Source organism: Paenibacillus sp. FSL H7-0737 (assembly GCF_000758545.1).
Classification (GTDB): domain Bacteria; phylum Bacillota; class Bacilli; order Paenibacillales; family Paenibacillaceae; genus Paenibacillus_AQ.
In genome coordinates this window covers 1,668,476-1,683,818 of sequence record NZ_CP009279.1, presented here as the reverse complement: position 1 = coordinate 1,683,818, position 15,343 = coordinate 1,668,476, and the positions used below count along the sequence as shown (strand labels likewise).

Here is a 15,343-nt window from a genome sequence, read left to right as displayed (position 1 = left end):
GCGATCGTAAGAACCCTCCACTCCGCAGCGGTTTATTCACAAACAGGCTACTACTATTTTTGGTTTTGAGCTTTTTCCTTCTACCATTTGATTAACTGATCCACCTTCACCGGAAGTCCAGTAGCGATCGAACGATTAGCCGCAATCCCGGTCATAATGGACAACGCCCCATCCACATGGGAAGCTGCACGATTAAACCGATCCTCCACAGGTCGTTCAAAAATATCACGAAGCATGACCGGATCTCCGCCCCCATGTCCCCCAACGCCTTCTTCAATTTCAACTTCATAAGGCGGCGCAAAATGAGGGAATACAGTGATTTGCTTGTCCTTTAGTGCCCCTTCATCTTCTTTCTTCCCCCCGGCGTTTACATAGGACTGTTCAACAACCTTAACTTCCATCCGCCCCTTCGTCCCATTAAATACTACAATGAAGCCTTCCCAAGGCAAATAAGCATTAAGTGAATAGTTCATAATCGTCTTGTTTTTGTATTTGACCATGACTGCCATCGTATCCTCAATGCTGATATTATCACCGAATACACTTTGATCTCGCAGGTACCCATCTTCATGCTCGGCATCCAGATACATTTGCTTAAGCTGCTCGTTGTCTTTTAGATGAAGCGCAAAGGGATCATTTTCCGCTGCACTACTACCATGGGCACGCTGATAAAACTCTGTCACCCCGCGCTTCTCCGCATTCTCTCTGCCATAGAACCTTAAATCTCCCATGGCATAGACCGTATCCGGACGAGAGCCCAACCAGAAATTCATCAAATCGAAATGATGTGTTGATTTATGAACCAACAGCCCTCCGCTGTTCCGTTTATCCCGATGCCATCTGCGGAAGTAATCCGCCCCATGCTGTGTATTTAGCAGCCACTCAAAATTAACGGATAACACTTCTCCAATCGCCCCATCCATGATCAATTCACGGATTTTGGTATTGTGCGGGGCATAGCGGTAATTGAACGTAACACGCAGTTTTTTCCCCGTCTGCTCAATCGCTTCAAGAATTTCCTGACATTTCTCTTCATCTACCGTCATTGGTTTCTCCGAAATCACATCACAGCCAAGCTCCATCGCCCGGATAATATAATGGTGATGTGTGCGGTCAATACTCGTAACGATAACTACATCCGGCTTAGTCTCTTCAATCATACGATCAAACTCATGAGCTTTATAAGTAGGAACCGCATGATACTGATATTTCCCTTTCAGTAATCGATTCGCATAATCCATTCTTGCCCCATTCACATCGCAAAAGCCTACAATTTCTGAAGTTTCACGATAATTCGTAGTTATCTCACCATAGAAGAACTCCGCTCGGCCACCGGTACCTACGAATACATATTTCTTCTTCGACACAAGGATCACTCCATCGCTATTGATTTTGATGCCGTTTCTTCTTATAGTTTATAGTATAAAATACATTCAAATCTAAGCGATTATTAGCAAAAATAGCGAAAACTTTGCATATATTAGCTTCATTATCTGAAAGGGGCAAATCTACAATGGAACAGGAGCTAGAACCTCCATTTATCATTGAACAAATCAAAAGAGCCGGCCCATTCAGCATGGATTCCGACCATTATCACGATACATATGAAATTTATTATTTACTCGCAGGTGAGCGCAGCTATTATATCAACAATCTGATTTATACCTTACGCAAAGGTGATCTGATATTTATTAACAAAAATGAACTCCATCGCACCACTTCTAAGGGCTCAGTACGCCATGAGCGAATATTGATTAACTTTGAGGAGGACTTTCTGCAAAAAACGTTGGCGAACTACGACCTAAGTATTCCTTTTTTAACTACACAAAGCTTACTTCTGCGTCCCGGAGTACATGAACAAGGAGCCATCGAATCTATCCTCTTCTCCATGCTAAAAGAACAAGAAGAACATCGATCACAGCAAATCCCCTATCTTCAGACACTGCTCATCCAGTTATTTATTGAAATGAACAGAGTACAAGAAATAAGCCGCGAGCCCATCGCTCCTGAGAGCAGTGAGAAGCAGCTTAAAGTCTACGAAATGATCGATTATTTACAGGCACATTATGTTGAAAAGCTTACATTAGAGCAGCTATCCGAAACTTTTTTCATCAGCAGTACCTATCTTTGCCGTTTATTCAAACAGACCACTGGCTTCACCATTGTTGAATATCTAAACTACATTCGGATCAAGGAAGCCCAACGACTCTTGCAGAGCACTAACACTAAAGTCACTGCCATTGCAGAGAATACAGGCTTTGACAGCATCGCCCACTTTGGGCGGGTGTTTAAGCAAATCGCCAAATGCTCACCTCTGCAATACCGCAAGCAGAATCGCTGATCATCAGGCCTTGATTACACCTTTTTTGATAATAATATTTCCATAAAGTGCTTCTTCACCTGTGACTACAACAGCATAACTTTGCTTAGAACGATTGTAGAAATCAAACCGCTCCTCATATTTAATCGTCGCTTCAGCGTCATGTTTGGCGATTATCGACTCGTACGTGGACCAGATCACCGGCACCGTAGGATCTCCCTCAACCACAGCCATAAATGCCACCTGATGTTCCACATAATGATCAAGGGGCAGCAATTCCAATATTGCATCCAAAAGCTCAGGTATCCCAATACCATCATATCTTAGTACTTTTGAGTTTAAGGAGTGTCCGGGATAATTAGCATCTGCCAGTACAAGCTCATCGCCATGACCCATTTCCATCATCACACGTACCAGTTCCGGAGATAGTAGCTTAGGAATTTTTTTCAACATCCAAGCACCTCATTACTTCCCATAAAAAGATCTCAAAGCAACCAGCTCATCAATCCGATGCTGTGGCAGCTCTCTCTCCCCGTCAATCATACGTGTAATAAAGGTAATCTTGGCTGTATATTCGAGTCTCTCCATATTCAGATAAGCCTCCATAACATCCGTTCCCCAAGTAAGTGCGCCGTGATTTTCGAGCAGGACTGCTGTTTTTTTGCCAAGGTAAGGCATCAGTGAGTCTGGAATTTCTTCTGTCGAAGGGGTACCATATTCCGCTAATGGGATATCCCCGATCATGATAACCGATTCCGGCATCATCATTTTATCGAGTGCCTCACCTTTAATGGCAAAAGCAGTGGCATACGGGGGATGTGCATGAACCACACCATTCATCTCAGGTAGCTCATTATAAATTCTCAAATGCATTTTGGTTTCTGTTGAAGGTCTGTACCCTTCTGCCGCTTCAAGCACTTCACCTTGCAGATTTACTTTTACAATCATATGAGGCTCTAAATATCCTTTGCTCACCGCTCTGGGAGTAGTAAGAATTTCATTCTCTGATAACCGTGCTGAAATATTCCCATCATTGGCGGCGATGAAATCTTTATTAAACAAATTTCTGCCGATATCACAAATCTGCGAACGTAGTTTTTGTTCCAAGTTATCCATAAGTACTCTCCTCGTATCCTATTTTTTAGAGTTCTTTCCCACAGAAGGCTGGTATGTCTTAAAGGTAAAGGATTGTGCCACGAACTCTTTCCCCTCGGAAACATCCAATTTCCCCAGCGCAGCCAGTTGGACAATGATATTGCCAATTCCACTGGCCTCCACAGGCCCCGCAACGACTTCTCTACCCGTAGCATCAGCGGTGAGCTGGCATAATAGCTCATTTTGAATCCCACCGCCAACCATATGAATGATAGTGATTGTCTTGCCGGTGATCTCTTCCATTTCTTCAATCGTTCTACAGTATGATTGCGCAAGGCTCTCAAGGATAACGCGTATAAACTCAGCTTTCGTATTAGGCGACTGTTGCCCCGTTCGCTCACAATATTCCTGAATCCGCTGCATCATCACACCAGGTGTGCTGAAAAGCTGGTCATTCGGGTCAATGATCGCTGGCGCCCCATTAATCGTTTGGGCTAATTCAACCATTTCACTTTGACTAAAATTCTCTCCTGCTTTCGCCCAATTCCTCTGGAGCTCCTGTAGAATCCATAGTCCCGTTGTGTTTTTTAGCAAACGATTAGAATTACCGTAGCAACGTTCATTTGTGAAACCATATTCATAGCTTTTCTCTGAAATGACCGGCTCAGGCGTCTCCATACCAACCAACGACCACGTACCACAGCTTAAAAATGCTGCTTCATCCTTACGAGTATAAGGGATCGAAGCTACTGCTGAAGCCGTGTCATGTGAAGCGCCGGCTATCACTTTCATCGGGCCTATATTAAGCTCCTCTTGAATAGTCGGCAGGATAGATCCAATAACTGTTCCCGCATGAACCTGTTGTGGAACTAGACTACTCGGAATCCCAAGCCTGTTAAATAATTCAGAGGAGAGCTCTCCCGTTACAGCATCCACTAAGCCGCTTGTACTCCAGATCGTGCTTTCTGCTGCTTTTATACCTGAAAACAGGTAATGAAATAGATCTGGCATCATTAAAATCGTATCCGCGGTCTTCATAAGAGAATCATTATCCTGAAAATCAGAGAACAGCTGATAAAGCGTATTAATGACACTTGGCTGAAGACCGGTCATACGGAATTGCTCCGCCGGTGACAGTAGCGCTTCCAATTTGAGACGGTGAGCCTCCATCCTCCGATCCCTGTAATGATGGGGGGAATAGAGCATCATTCCTTTTTTATCAATAAACCCGTAGTCGACTCCCCATGTATCCACACTTAAGGACGTCAGTTCTCCATGTTGCCTAAAGGCTTTTTGAACCCCTTGCTTCATTTCATGGAAGAGCCTTAGAGTATCCCAATATAAATGCCCGTTGACCTGTACCGGCGTATTCTCAAACCGATGAATTTCTTCCATTTGCAGCTTATCGCCATCATATATCCCCAGCATAACTCTTCCGGAACTGGCGCCGAGATCTATGGCTAGAAGCTTAATCGTATCACCCATTGTTCACCACACCTGCTTCACAGGAAGATTTTAATAGAGGGGTCCAAAGTTCTGACATGCTCTGTAATCTGCTCCCTCCAGATCTTCGGTACCAAATAACGACCATACCCGAGGTCTAAAAATACGTGATTCCTCAACATTATGCATGCTGACCGGAATGCGCAGAATAGACGCCAGCGTAATCAAATCTGCCCCAATATGCCCATAACTGATCGCTCCATGATTCGCGCCCCAATTATTCATGACATCATACACTGATTGGAAAGAACCACTATTGGTTAACTTAGGCGCAAACCAGGTTGTTGGCCAAGTCGGATCTGTTCTTTGATCCAGTGTATGGTGAACATCTTCAGGCAGCTCAACCGTGTGCCCCTCTACAAGCTGAAGAACAGGTCCAAGCCCTTTAACCAAGTTCATCCGTGCCATAGTAACTGGCATCCCGCCTTTAGTTAAATAATCCGTAGAGAAGCCGCCCCCACGGAAATATTCTTGAGAAGCCGGACGGAATTGGGTATGGCTCAAACAAGCTTCTACCTCATCCTCCGAAATTTCCCAAAAAGGTTTAATCGCAGGTTTACCGTCTATCGTCTGCTCACCCGTCCCATCAAGAGCAGCCGAACCCGAGTTGATCAAGTGAAGTATTCCGTGTGCTGCCTCACCTTCCAATTGATGACCCGTTACTCGCTTAACTGCATCCGGACTCCAAAAGGTTCGGACATCCGCAAAAATTTGTGCAGTATTCGTAAGCAAATAATTGAACAGCATCGTTACTCCGTTCAGGCTATCATTCTCTGTCGCTACGATATAAGGTGTACGTTTGCCATTCCAGTCAAAAGAGGAGTTCAGTATCGTTTCCATGAAATCCCCATTAGGAAAATGATCCGTCCATTGGCGCTGACCTTGAAACCCACCCACAATCGCATTATGACCGTTGGCCTCTTCCTCAAAGCCCAGCTCAGCGAGAACAGGATTTCCGATCATCAGATCACGGGCGATCAATGTCATTTTCACACAAGTCTCCCACTGCTTCTCTTTCTCATCATCACTTATTTGCAGATGCTTCGGATTATTATCGGCACCAACTTGGCAGTTTTCTTTGGTCCACGCGAGTGCTCGCTTATATTCCTCTTTATCATAAATCTCCTCTTCAAAGCGGCGTACATATTCTGACATATCTATATATTCATTACGCATTCCCAGATACTCTTGGAAGAACTGTTCATTCACAATCGATCCAGCAATCCCCATCGAAACAGAACCCATTGATAAATAGGATTTCCCTCTCATTTGAGCGACAGCCAACCCAGCTTTGGCGAACTGCAGCAATTTAGTCTGCACATCCGCTGGAATCTCCTCACTGCTAGACTCCTGAACATCCTCACCATAGATACCAAACGCTGGAATTCCTTTTTGTGCATAAGCAGAGAGAACAGCAGCTAGATATACCGCACCTGGGCGTTCCGTTCCGTTAAATCCCCAAACCGCATGTGGGATTGAGACATCCATATCCATCGTTTCAGAACCATAACACCAGCAAGGGGTCACAGTAATCGATACGCCAACATTAGCCCCGGCAAATTTCTGAGCCGCAGCAGCAGCTTCTTTCACACCACCAATCGTAGAATCGGCAATAATGCACTCTACGGGGCGGCCATCCGGATAAAATAAGTTCTCTTCAATAAACTTAGCTACCCGCTGAGCCATACCCATGGTTTGAGCTTCTAACGATTCGCGAACCCCTCTTCTTCTGCCATCAATGGTCGGGCGGATGCCAATTTTCGGATAGTTTTCTATCACTGCTGTTCCTCCTCAAGATCATCTTAGTATCATCGGTAATGGACCTATTTCTCCTTCATCATAAAATATGGAAACGCTTTAGTCAACATAAAACAACACATTTATAGATAAATTATGTGGTTTTATGTGGTATTAATATTATTATACTGTGGTATTATGTGAATATGAGGTTATTTCTTTGATTTATTGGGCAATGTAGTAAACTAGGAAGTAGATGATGATAGAGGTGAGTGAACGGATGAAAGCATTTGAACGGCGGGATCTAATCATTAATGAGCTGTATAGACAAAAGAAAGTCCATGTCGCTCAGCTGGCGCAAAAATTCAATGTCTCGGAAGAGACCATTCGGCGGGATCTGGATAAACTGGACAAGGAAGGACTTGCCAAGAAAAATTATGGCGGTGCAATCCTTAATGCCCACACGAATGAGGACCCTCCCTATGTGAGTAGACATCAGGTAAATATTGAGGCCAAACGTACGATAGCTGATCATGTCCTCCAATTAATTAATGATGGGGACAGTTTGGTGACGGATACGAGTTCAACAGTTTTTGAGGCTTTACGGAGAATTATAGAGGAGAAAAACAATCTGACGATTATTACGAATTCTTTGGTTGTATTATCCGAATTTCAACATTCTGGGCAAAAGCTAATTTCTACTGGTGGAATACTAGGCCCCGAGACTAGCTCCTTCGTTGGACATACCGCCTCACAGACTATTCAAAAATATAATGTGGACGTAGCCATATTCAGCTGTAAAGCGTTGTCTATGACTGGTGGGCTCAGTGATTCGAACGAAGAAGAAAGTGAATTGAAGATTCTTATGCAACAGCAGGCGAATAAAGTAGTTCTGCTCGCAGATCACTCTAAGTTCGACAGGACTGCGTTCATTAAATTATTTAGTTTCGATCGAGTGGATTATATCGTTACAGACGAGAAGCCTTCTGAGGAATGGATCGAGTTTCTGAATAACTATCATATATCTCTTATCTATGCACCCGCTGAGTAATCAGTAGGTGCATAAATAAAGATAAGGGGAAACCTTTATTTCACTAGTCGTTTAAAAGACCGCTTTTCTCTACGATCTTCAGCCACTCCCCAGCAATCAGATCATGCCCAGCCGCTGTCGGGTGAACGCCGTCCCACAGCCAGTAGGCTGGATCTATTCTACGAGTAGCTGCATCAAATGCTTCCTGTAAAGGAACAAACACAGCATTAAATTCCTCTGCAAGCTGCTTAACAACACCCTGATAATGAGTAATCCGCTCTTTCCATTCGTCCCATTGTTCTGCCGGAGCTCCGGTATTTAGAATAAAAGGCTCACACAAGACCAGCTTCGTTTGCGGAAGTACTTCCCCAGTTTCTTCAAGCACATGACGGTACGCACGTTCAAAGCGGTCCGTTATACCACTTGGTTCCCCTTTCATTGTTCTCCAAAGATCATTAACACCAATTAAAATACTGATGATATTCGGTTGAAGGTAAATCGCATCCTCATTCCAGCGTGCATATAAATCGGAGATCCGATCCCCACTAATTCCACGGTTATAGAACACGAGATTCTGCTCAGCCCTTTCGTTGCCTAGCTTACCGCCAATGATATATGCATAGCTATGTCCTAGAATATGATTGGGATCTTCATCACGACCACGGCTTCCATCCGTAATAGAATCACCCTGAAACAAAATCACTTTTTTAGCTTTAGAAGTTGGAATAGTCATTACTACGATTCATCTCCTTGATCTCGTCTTTTACATGAAACATTCAAGTTGAATGTTTCATAGGATACAAGTAAAGTTAACATATACAACTCAAGGAGGGAAGAAAATAATGAAATACAGAAGACTAGGCAAATCAGGACTAAAAGTCAGTGAAATCGGCTTAGGCAGCTGGCTTACATATGGAACAGCAGCAGAGCAAAAGGCAGCAGATGCCTGCATCAGCAAAGCTTTTGAATGCGGTATCAATTTCTTTGATACAGCTAATGCTTATAACCGTGGTGAAGGCGAAAAAGCAATGGGCGCTGCTCTTCGCGCCTATGAAAGATCATCTTATGTGCTGAGTACAAAGGTATTCTTCCCCATGGGGGATGATGTGAATAATCGCGGTTTGTCTCGCAAGCACATCATGGAGCAATGTGAAGCTAGCCTTCGCCGTTTAGGAACCGATTATATTGATGTTTATTTTTGTCATCGCTTTGACAGAGAGACGCCTGTGGAGGAAACTTTACGCGCACTGGACGACCTAACTGCACAAGGTAAAATTCTGTATTCAGCAGTGAGCGAATGGAGCGCAGCTCAAATTTCTGACGCCACCGGCATTTCACGCAGACTAAATCTGCGTCCGCTTATTTCCAATCAGCCTATCTATAACATGTTCGAACGTTACATTGAAGATGAGGTACTTGAGGTATCTCAGCGTGAGGGCCTCGGACAAGTGGTCTTTTCCCCACTCGCCCAAGGTATCCTGACAGGTAAATACAAACCTGGACAACAGCCTCCGGCAGGAACCCGCGCAGCTGATGATTCGGTAAATGGCGTCATTCGCAGCTACTTCCGCGATGATGTACTGACTGTTGTCGGACAGCTGGATGAACTAGCTAACAGTCTTGATTTGAAGCTGTCGCAACTAGCGTTAGCTTGGACCCTACGGCAACCTGGTGTAAGTTCTGCAATTATTGGGGCCAGTAAGCCGGTGCAGGTGGAAGAGAACGCCAAAGCTGTTGATGCCGTTCTATCTCTAGATACTTTGGAGCGAATTGAAGAGATTCTAAAGCCAGTAGCCGATTTCGCTCCAGCGAGATAATCTAAAAGAGGTTGTACCAAAAGCCACAGCAATTGGCTTAGGTACAACCTCTTTTTTCTTAAGAGATCAATTTGGATTCTTCGGCTTGTTCAGCCGCCTTTTCGATATAACGCTCCAGCGGCTTCTTGAGCGTTAGCGCCAGTAAGAGTGCTATTACACCGAATAGGATCAAATAAAGACAATCGCGAATCGCCACTTCCGGCAGAATCCCCCCTACCGCCTCCCGCATCAAACTAATCGCATAAGTAAATGGCATAAACGGATTCAACATTTGAAAGAAATGGCCTGTTGTACTGATTGGAAACGTACCGCCAGAGCTTGAGAATTGAAGCACCATGAATACGATTGCTATCCCCTTCCCAACGTTTCCGAATACGGATACAAGCGTAAATACAATCGTCACGAATACGATACTAATTAATACTGCAAAAAGGACAAACCACACCTTGTCCACCACATAACATTTCAGAATAAAGATATTACCAAGTACAGCCACCAACGCTTGCAGAATTCCAACCGTAAGAAACGTCAGCAGACGTCCAAAATACAATTGATACCGCTTGTACACAATTCCCTCAGTATCCACTCCCGTACGGAGAAGTGAGATTAGGAGTGTGCCACCTACCCATAAGGAAAGTACAACATAAAAAGGAGTCATAGCCGAACCATAATTCGGAATAGGATATAACTTATTCTCTTTTAATACTACCGGATTGGCTAAAAAATCACTTTTGCTCTTAATATCCCCTCCGAGCAGCTCAGCAATCTCTCCCAGATCCACCTCATCTTTGATCTGACGGATGGTAGCTGCCGCTTTACGAATCGAATCTTCCAGGATCGGAAGATCATTTCGCACCATATCCGCTGCGACCGCCACTCCCTTATCCGCACGGGGGAGACCTGTACGAATCAGATCAGAAATCTGGTGCACCCGTTCCTCTACAGACGGCAGATCCTTACGGACAAAATTTGCAGCTTGTTGTATTTTTTCTCCTGCAACAGGCAAGCTGCTCTGAATTAGTGGAAGTGTATCGCGAACAAAAGTACCAAAGCTCTGTGTCTTATCTGCGACACCGCTAGCTGCTGTATGTACCGCTTCACGAATAGCTGGTAAGTCCTGCTGTAGACTAGCCAAGCTTGATTGTCCGAACTCAATCGTTGCCATAGTCTCCTCAAGAAGGGTACCCAGCGCCGATAGACGATCCGGAACTTGATCCAGGGCAGTGGCTGTAGTCTCAGCAGCAGTGGATATTTGCTCTAATGTATTTTTTATAGCAGGGATAGTTGCCGCTTCATATTCGGAAATAAGCTTCGAAATGGCTACGTTCCCTTCGCCAGATTTAAGACCCAATTGCTTAACATTACTCGGATCAGGCTGACCCTCATTTTGTAGATCCGTCGCCAGTGAGTTTACCAAAGAAGTCTGTCTGCTTAAGGCATTGTTTACAGCCTTCAAGGTGCCAATCTCAGCATTAGTTACTGTTCCTGGTGAGAATGTATTCAGTGCCGATAACAAAGAAAGCGTATGATCCATCACGTTACTTCCCGACACCAGCTGAGCGGAAACTGACTCAAGTTGCTCGCGTACCGCTTGCGGGTCAAGATCTTCTCCCTGCAGCAGTTCAGCAAGCTGAACTACTGCGTCCTCCGTATTTTGCAGCAGGTATATATTTTGTTTGAGGGCGGCAGGTACCGCTTCAAATGCAGCATTACTCTTCTCTAAGAACTGTTGAAGCTCTAGAACAAAATCATTTCCAGCAGTTACAATTTTGTCGGCCTTAGGTAGCGCAGTTAGAGCAGTGTTAACAACTTTATTTGCTTCCGCAAGACCTTCCGACGCCTTGTCCATGATTTGTTCAACTTCACCAAAATGATTATCAAGTTGAACGATTAGCTGTGCTGCTTGTTCAATTTTTGGTAGCTTATCCTGCAGCTCCCCTAAATGATCTGCAACATTGGCAATTTGAGGCCAATGTTCAGCTATTTTTTCTAAAGCCAATCCCGCCTTTTCAACCTCAGGCAGCTTATCCTCCAGCTTAGAGATGCGCGTTGCCGATGCATGAATTTGCGGCCATTGCTCCTCAATTTTCAATACATGTTGGCCTGCCGTTTCAATCTCGGGGAGACTTGCCTCTAACTTAAACAACCCTTTTTCAACCTTGCGTATAATAGGCAATTCAGATTGGAATTTTGAATCAATTTGCTTTAAAGCCGTAAATACGGTTTCGCTAATGGTTTCCGTAAAATTCTCACTGATCTGTGTTGTAATTGAAGAGGCACCTTTATCTGTGATTTTAGGGGCAATAGCATTTATCTTCTCATTGACGGTATATTCAATCTCTGGTTTCACGATCCTGCCTTCGAGGATTCCTGTCATTCTTTTGGAGAAATCAGCAGGGATAACAATACTCGCATAATAATCTCCACGCTTCACACCGTTGTGCGCAGCTTCTGCATCTACGAAGGTCCAGCCTAAGCTTTTATTATTCCGAAGACTTTCCATGACATCATTGCCGATATTGAAGCTCTTATCCTTCACAGTGGTCCCTTCATCCAAACTGGTTACAGCAATCTTAATGCCAGAGGTATTACTGTAGGGATCCCACACCGCCGCAACATTAAACCAATCATACACAGAAGGTAACACCACCAAAGCAGCGATCAGGAACACGGCCACAGGAACCTTAAATACGTTGCGCCAGTCGTTCCTATAAATCCGTAGTATTCCACCCATTCGTTGCTCCCCCTAATCTGTATGTTTTGACATTTTAATATGCCCGAGGAGACAAACTTTTACTATCATTTTTAGCGGATTCATGACCGGCATCGTTTTTCAGAAATATTTTTAAAAAATTGCAACAAAACCTGCTCATTTAACGTAATAGAAGTATATAGCCCGTTTAGGAAAAAACGTAGCGGGTAATAAGATATATACAACCTTTTTACATATCTCAAGGGGGAGATTTCTAATGTTTAAGAAAAAGTCAGCGTATGTGTTACCGGTTGTTGTTCTATTGTTTCTTTCCCTAATTACTACTGCTAGTACCGTTGGAACACGAGTAGATGCGCAAGATAGTGGCAAGACTCAGCAACAGACGGTATATATCCATACTATTCAATCCGAGAATGGCAAGCTTTCCATTACAGCCGATGAAATAAACTGGTATCAGGGTGCTGATGCTGACCGAATCTTTGCTGAGAGAGACCCAGAAGGTGCAGCAGAAATTGGCGGAGCTCCAGACGGATATTATGTTGTTAATGATGTTGATACACTGACAACCTATCCGATCGCGGATAACGCAAAAGTCACCATGCAGATCTTTGATCACACTGGTAACATTGAGGACTTAGACATTCAGTGGAACGAAGCTATCACCTTACAGCAATTTATCGATCAATTTAATAAAACGGATATTTTCGATCTAAGCCAGTTCCCTTATCACCTTACGATTCAGGACGGCGTAATCACTTCCATCGTGCAACAATATATACCTTAAGCAGCAACACGTAACATATGAAAAAGAGGGTTACCCAGCGGCCATTTACGTGGCTTAGGGGTAACCCTCTTTTTTTTGCAAAACGGATTATTTTTATTGCGCATCCTTAACAGGTACTCCAAAATTCGGCGTGCCATTTTCATTCCAATGGAAGACCTGAGCACGTGTATGACGGTTTGGATCATAAAGAGGATCGCCAGTAATTTCTTTATAATTGCGACAGTGGTAGATGAGCACATCTTCCCCATTTTCATTGACCGTAAAGCTATTATGGCCTGGACCGAATTGTCCATTTTCTTCATTTGTTTGGAATACAGGATTTGGTAGTTTAGTCCATGAAGCTGCCTCCAGAAGTTCGCTGTCTTCATCCGCTACTAATAGTCCCATGCAATAATTGAAGTCTGTAGCACTCGCCGAAAAGCTGATAAAGATACAACCATTTCGTTTCAGTACTGCTGCGCCTTCGTTTACTTTGTACCCTATAATTTCCCAGTCATGCTCTGGAGTAGCAATCATAGTCTGAGGACCTGTGAGTGTCCACGGGTTGCTCATTTCAGAAATATACAGATTAGAATTACCTTCAATATTCAGGTCCTTCTGAGCCCATACATAGTACAGTTTTCCTTTATGCTGAAACGTTGTCGCATCCAAAGCGAACGATTCCCAAGCGGTCTTCACTTGACCTTTTTCTACCCATGTTCCTTCTAAAGGATTAGCAGATGCATTCTCGAGCGCAAACATACGGTGATCGAACAAACCATCCGTCGTCTCCGTAGTCCGTGCTGCGGCAAAATAAATGTACCATTTTCCGTCTATGTAATGAATTTCCGGCGCCCAAATGTTAGCACTAAGCGGCCCCGTCTCATACTTGCGCCATGCTACAACTGGTTCTGCAGTAGTTAATCCTTCGATGGTTGTCGATCTTCTTAATTCGATCCGGTCGTATTCTGGAACAGAAGCTGTGAAATAGTAATATCCATCCGTATGTTTATATACCCATGGATCAGCACGTTGCTCCACCAATGGGTTGTTGTACTCTCTACTCGTATCCATAATCTCTCTCCTCTATAAAAGCTTTAACAATGCAGAACCATGCGGTGGAAGAACCTGCGTAACCCCTTCATTAGTAACTTCCAGGTCATGGCTTTGCCACAGATTACGTATCGTTTTTGGAACTGAAACATTTAGCTTTTGGAACGATACCTGGAGTGTCGACTCTTTGTCACTGAGATTAAACAACGCTACATAGTGGTTACCTTGTTCATCCTCAGAAGTCCAGATCGCATACTCTTCGTTCCGCTCTACTTGTCTACCACCCTTACCAAAATGATGTAGGTGAAGCACTTCCCTATTGGTTAACAAAGATAATGTCCACTCATCATTGTCTCTAAGCTCTCCCCCGAACATTAAAGGCGAACGGAAAATAGTCCAGAGCGTCATCATGGTAACCTGTTCGTCTGGAGTAAACCTTGTAAATCGGTCTCCCCCGCCATCAACGGAACGAATCCCAAGATGACCTAGCGGCAGCATATCGCAGTCTGGCCAATGGCCTGGCTGAACGTAAGGAGCCCATTTTTCGCAGCGCTCGAACATTCCACGCAGCAAATGCCAATGATCCCAATAATCGTCGGTCATTCTCCACAGGTTAGCATGTTCAGCTAAGTGTTCAGCCTCTTCTACCGGAGCAGGTCCAGGTGAAAGACTAAGCACCATTTCACGACCACAGCGGTCGATAGCCTTACGGATCATGGCAACTTCGTCTTTGTGGTATCCATAAATACGTGAAGCGGCAATATCATCCACCTTCACATAATCTACGCCCCAACTGGCATACAGCTGGAAAAGAGAATCATAGTAAGCCTGACTGCCTTCTTTAGAAGCATCTACTCCATACATATCTGTATTCCACGGACATATAGAATTGGGATGTGCGATATCACGTGCAGTTTGCTCAGATCCTAGAATGGAACTTGCCGCATGAACGGCCTGTCGAGGGATTCCACGCATAATATGGATGCCGAATTTCAACCCTAATCCATGCACATATTCAGCGAGTGGGGCAAAACCTTTGCCTCCCTTTGCGGAAGGAAAACGATTTTCTGCCGGTTGAAGTCTGGAATACTCGTCCATGACCAGCGGTACAAAGTTACGATATTGCGAAGAGTTCGCTCCAGGCTCATACCACTGAATATCTACAACAACATATTCCCAGCCAAATCCCTTCAAATGAGCAGCCATATATTCAGCGTTGCCTCTTACCTCTTCTTCATTAACACTAGCTCCGTAACAGTCCCAGCTATTCCAGCCCATCGGGGGCGTTGCAGCTAACATAATGATTTTCACG

General features: G+C 44.2%; 13 protein-coding genes. 4 read left to right on the top strand and 9 right to left on the bottom strand.

Annotated features, from left to right (window positions below; translation table 11 throughout):
- Positions 1-80: 80 nt before the first annotated feature.
- Positions 81-1,367, bottom strand: coding sequence for a Gfo/Idh/MocA family protein (locus H70737_RS07375; protein ID WP_042186001.1), 1,287 nt, complete (start codon positions 1,365-1,367; stop codon positions 81-83).
- 146 nt (positions 1,368-1,513) lie between these two features.
- Between H70737_RS07375 and H70737_RS07370 the strand changes: the two genes are divergently transcribed.
- Positions 1,514-2,341, top strand: coding sequence for a helix-turn-helix transcriptional regulator (locus H70737_RS07370; RefSeq protein ID WP_042186000.1), 828 nt, complete (start codon positions 1,514-1,516; stop codon positions 2,339-2,341).
- A gap of 3 nt (positions 2,342-2,344) precedes the next feature.
- Here the strand turns inward: H70737_RS07370 and H70737_RS07365 are convergent, their stop codons facing one another.
- Genes H70737_RS07365 through H70737_RS07350 form a run of 4 tightly spaced genes read right to left on the bottom strand, consistent with a single transcriptional unit; the run spans position 2,345 to position 6,697 of the window.
- Positions 2,345-2,773: an RbsD/FucU family protein gene (locus H70737_RS07365; RefSeq protein WP_042185997.1), complete on the bottom strand. Its 429-nt coding sequence runs from the start codon at positions 2,771-2,773 to the stop codon at positions 2,345-2,347.
- A 12-nt stretch (positions 2,774-2,785) separates the two neighbouring features.
- Positions 2,786-3,436: a class II aldolase/adducin family protein gene (locus H70737_RS07360; protein WP_042185995.1), complete on the bottom strand. Its 651-nt coding sequence runs from the start codon at positions 3,434-3,436 to the stop codon at positions 2,786-2,788.
- A gap of 18 nt (positions 3,437-3,454) precedes the next feature.
- Positions 3,455-4,900: a rhamnulokinase gene (locus tag H70737_RS07355; RefSeq protein ID WP_042185993.1), complete on the bottom strand. Its 1,446-nt coding sequence runs from the start codon at positions 4,898-4,900 to the stop codon at positions 3,455-3,457.
- A gap of 30 nt (positions 4,901-4,930) precedes the next feature.
- Entirely contained in the window at positions 4,931-6,697 is a 1,767-nt protein-coding gene (locus H70737_RS07350) for an L-fucose isomerase (protein WP_042185991.1), read from the bottom strand.
- A gap of 238 nt (positions 6,698-6,935) precedes the next feature.
- On the opposite strand from H70737_RS07350, the gene H70737_RS07345 reads away from it, so the two are divergent.
- Complete coding sequence (locus tag H70737_RS07345) at positions 6,936-7,706, top strand: DeoR/GlpR family DNA-binding transcription regulator (RefSeq protein WP_042193458.1); 771 nt, start codon at positions 6,936-6,938, stop codon at positions 7,704-7,706.
- A gap of 43 nt (positions 7,707-7,749) precedes the next feature.
- Here H70737_RS07345 and H70737_RS07340 read toward each other — a convergent pair whose 3' ends face one another.
- A complete protein-coding gene (locus H70737_RS07340; protein WP_042185988.1) occupies positions 7,750-8,418 on the bottom strand; it encodes an SGNH/GDSL hydrolase family protein in 669 nt (222 codons plus the stop codon).
- Positions 8,419-8,527: 109 nt separating this feature from the next.
- On the opposite strand from H70737_RS07340, the gene H70737_RS07335 reads away from it, so the two are divergent.
- Positions 8,528-9,502: an aldo/keto reductase family protein gene (locus tag H70737_RS07335; RefSeq protein WP_042185986.1), complete on the top strand. Its 975-nt coding sequence runs from the start codon at positions 8,528-8,530 to the stop codon at positions 9,500-9,502.
- 58 nt (positions 9,503-9,560) lie between these two features.
- Here H70737_RS07335 and H70737_RS07330 read toward each other — a convergent pair whose 3' ends face one another.
- Positions 9,561-12,236 (bottom strand): YhgE/Pip domain-containing protein, encoded by a 2,676-nt coding sequence (locus H70737_RS07330; protein WP_042185984.1) that lies wholly within the window; start codon positions 12,234-12,236, stop codon positions 9,561-9,563.
- Positions 12,237-12,471: 235 nt separating this feature from the next.
- Between H70737_RS07330 and H70737_RS07325 the strand changes: the two genes are divergently transcribed.
- Positions 12,472-12,999: a hypothetical protein gene (locus H70737_RS07325; protein WP_042185981.1), complete on the top strand. Its 528-nt coding sequence runs from the start codon at positions 12,472-12,474 to the stop codon at positions 12,997-12,999.
- 93 nt (positions 13,000-13,092) lie between these two features.
- Here the strand turns inward: H70737_RS07325 and H70737_RS07320 are convergent, their stop codons facing one another.
- Together H70737_RS07320 and H70737_RS07315 are read right to left on the bottom strand one after the other, a co-directional pair.
- Positions 13,093-14,052 (bottom strand): glycoside hydrolase family 43 protein, encoded by a 960-nt coding sequence (locus H70737_RS07320; RefSeq protein ID WP_042185980.1) that lies wholly within the window; start codon positions 14,050-14,052, stop codon positions 13,093-13,095.
- 12 nt (positions 14,053-14,064) lie between these two features.
- Complete coding sequence (locus H70737_RS07315; protein WP_405175954.1) at positions 14,065-15,330, bottom strand: glycoside hydrolase family 27 protein; 1,266 nt, start codon at positions 15,328-15,330, stop codon at positions 14,065-14,067.
- Between the last annotated feature and the right edge of the window lie 13 nt (positions 15,331-15,343).

Bases quoted from the DNA above. Each gene is read 5' to 3' on its own strand.
- H70737_RS07370 (WP_042186000.1), top strand. From the start codon at position 1,514: ATGGAACAGGAGCTAGAACCTCCATTTATCATTGAACAAATCAAAAGA.
- H70737_RS07365 (WP_042185997.1), bottom strand. From the start codon at position 2,773: ATGTTGAAAAAAATTCCTAAGCTACTATCTCCGGAACTGGTACGTGTG.
- H70737_RS07360 (WP_042185995.1), bottom strand. From the start codon at position 3,436: ATGGATAACTTGGAACAAAAACTACGTTCGCAGATTTGTGATATCGGC.
- H70737_RS07355 (WP_042185993.1), bottom strand. From the start codon at position 4,900: ATGGGTGATACGATTAAGCTTCTAGCCATAGATCTCGGCGCCAGTTCC.
- H70737_RS07345 (WP_042193458.1), top strand. From the start codon at position 6,936: ATGAAAGCATTTGAACGGCGGGATCTAATCATTAATGAGCTGTATAGA.
- H70737_RS07340 (WP_042185988.1), bottom strand. From the start codon at position 8,418: ATGACTATTCCAACTTCTAAAGCTAAAAAAGTGATTTTGTTTCAGGGT.
- H70737_RS07335 (WP_042185986.1), top strand. From the start codon at position 8,528: ATGAAATACAGAAGACTAGGCAAATCAGGACTAAAAGTCAGTGAAATC.
- H70737_RS07330 (WP_042185984.1), bottom strand. From the start codon at position 12,236: ATGGGTGGAATACTACGGATTTATAGGAACGACTGGCGCAACGTATTT.
- H70737_RS07325 (WP_042185981.1), top strand. From the start codon at position 12,472: ATGTTTAAGAAAAAGTCAGCGTATGTGTTACCGGTTGTTGTTCTATTG.
- H70737_RS07320 (WP_042185980.1), bottom strand. From the start codon at position 14,052: ATGGATACGAGTAGAGAGTACAACAACCCATTGGTGGAGCAACGTGCT.
- H70737_RS07315 (WP_405175954.1), bottom strand. From the start codon at position 15,330: ATGTTAGCTGCAACGCCCCCGATGGGCTGGAATAGCTGGGACTGTTAC.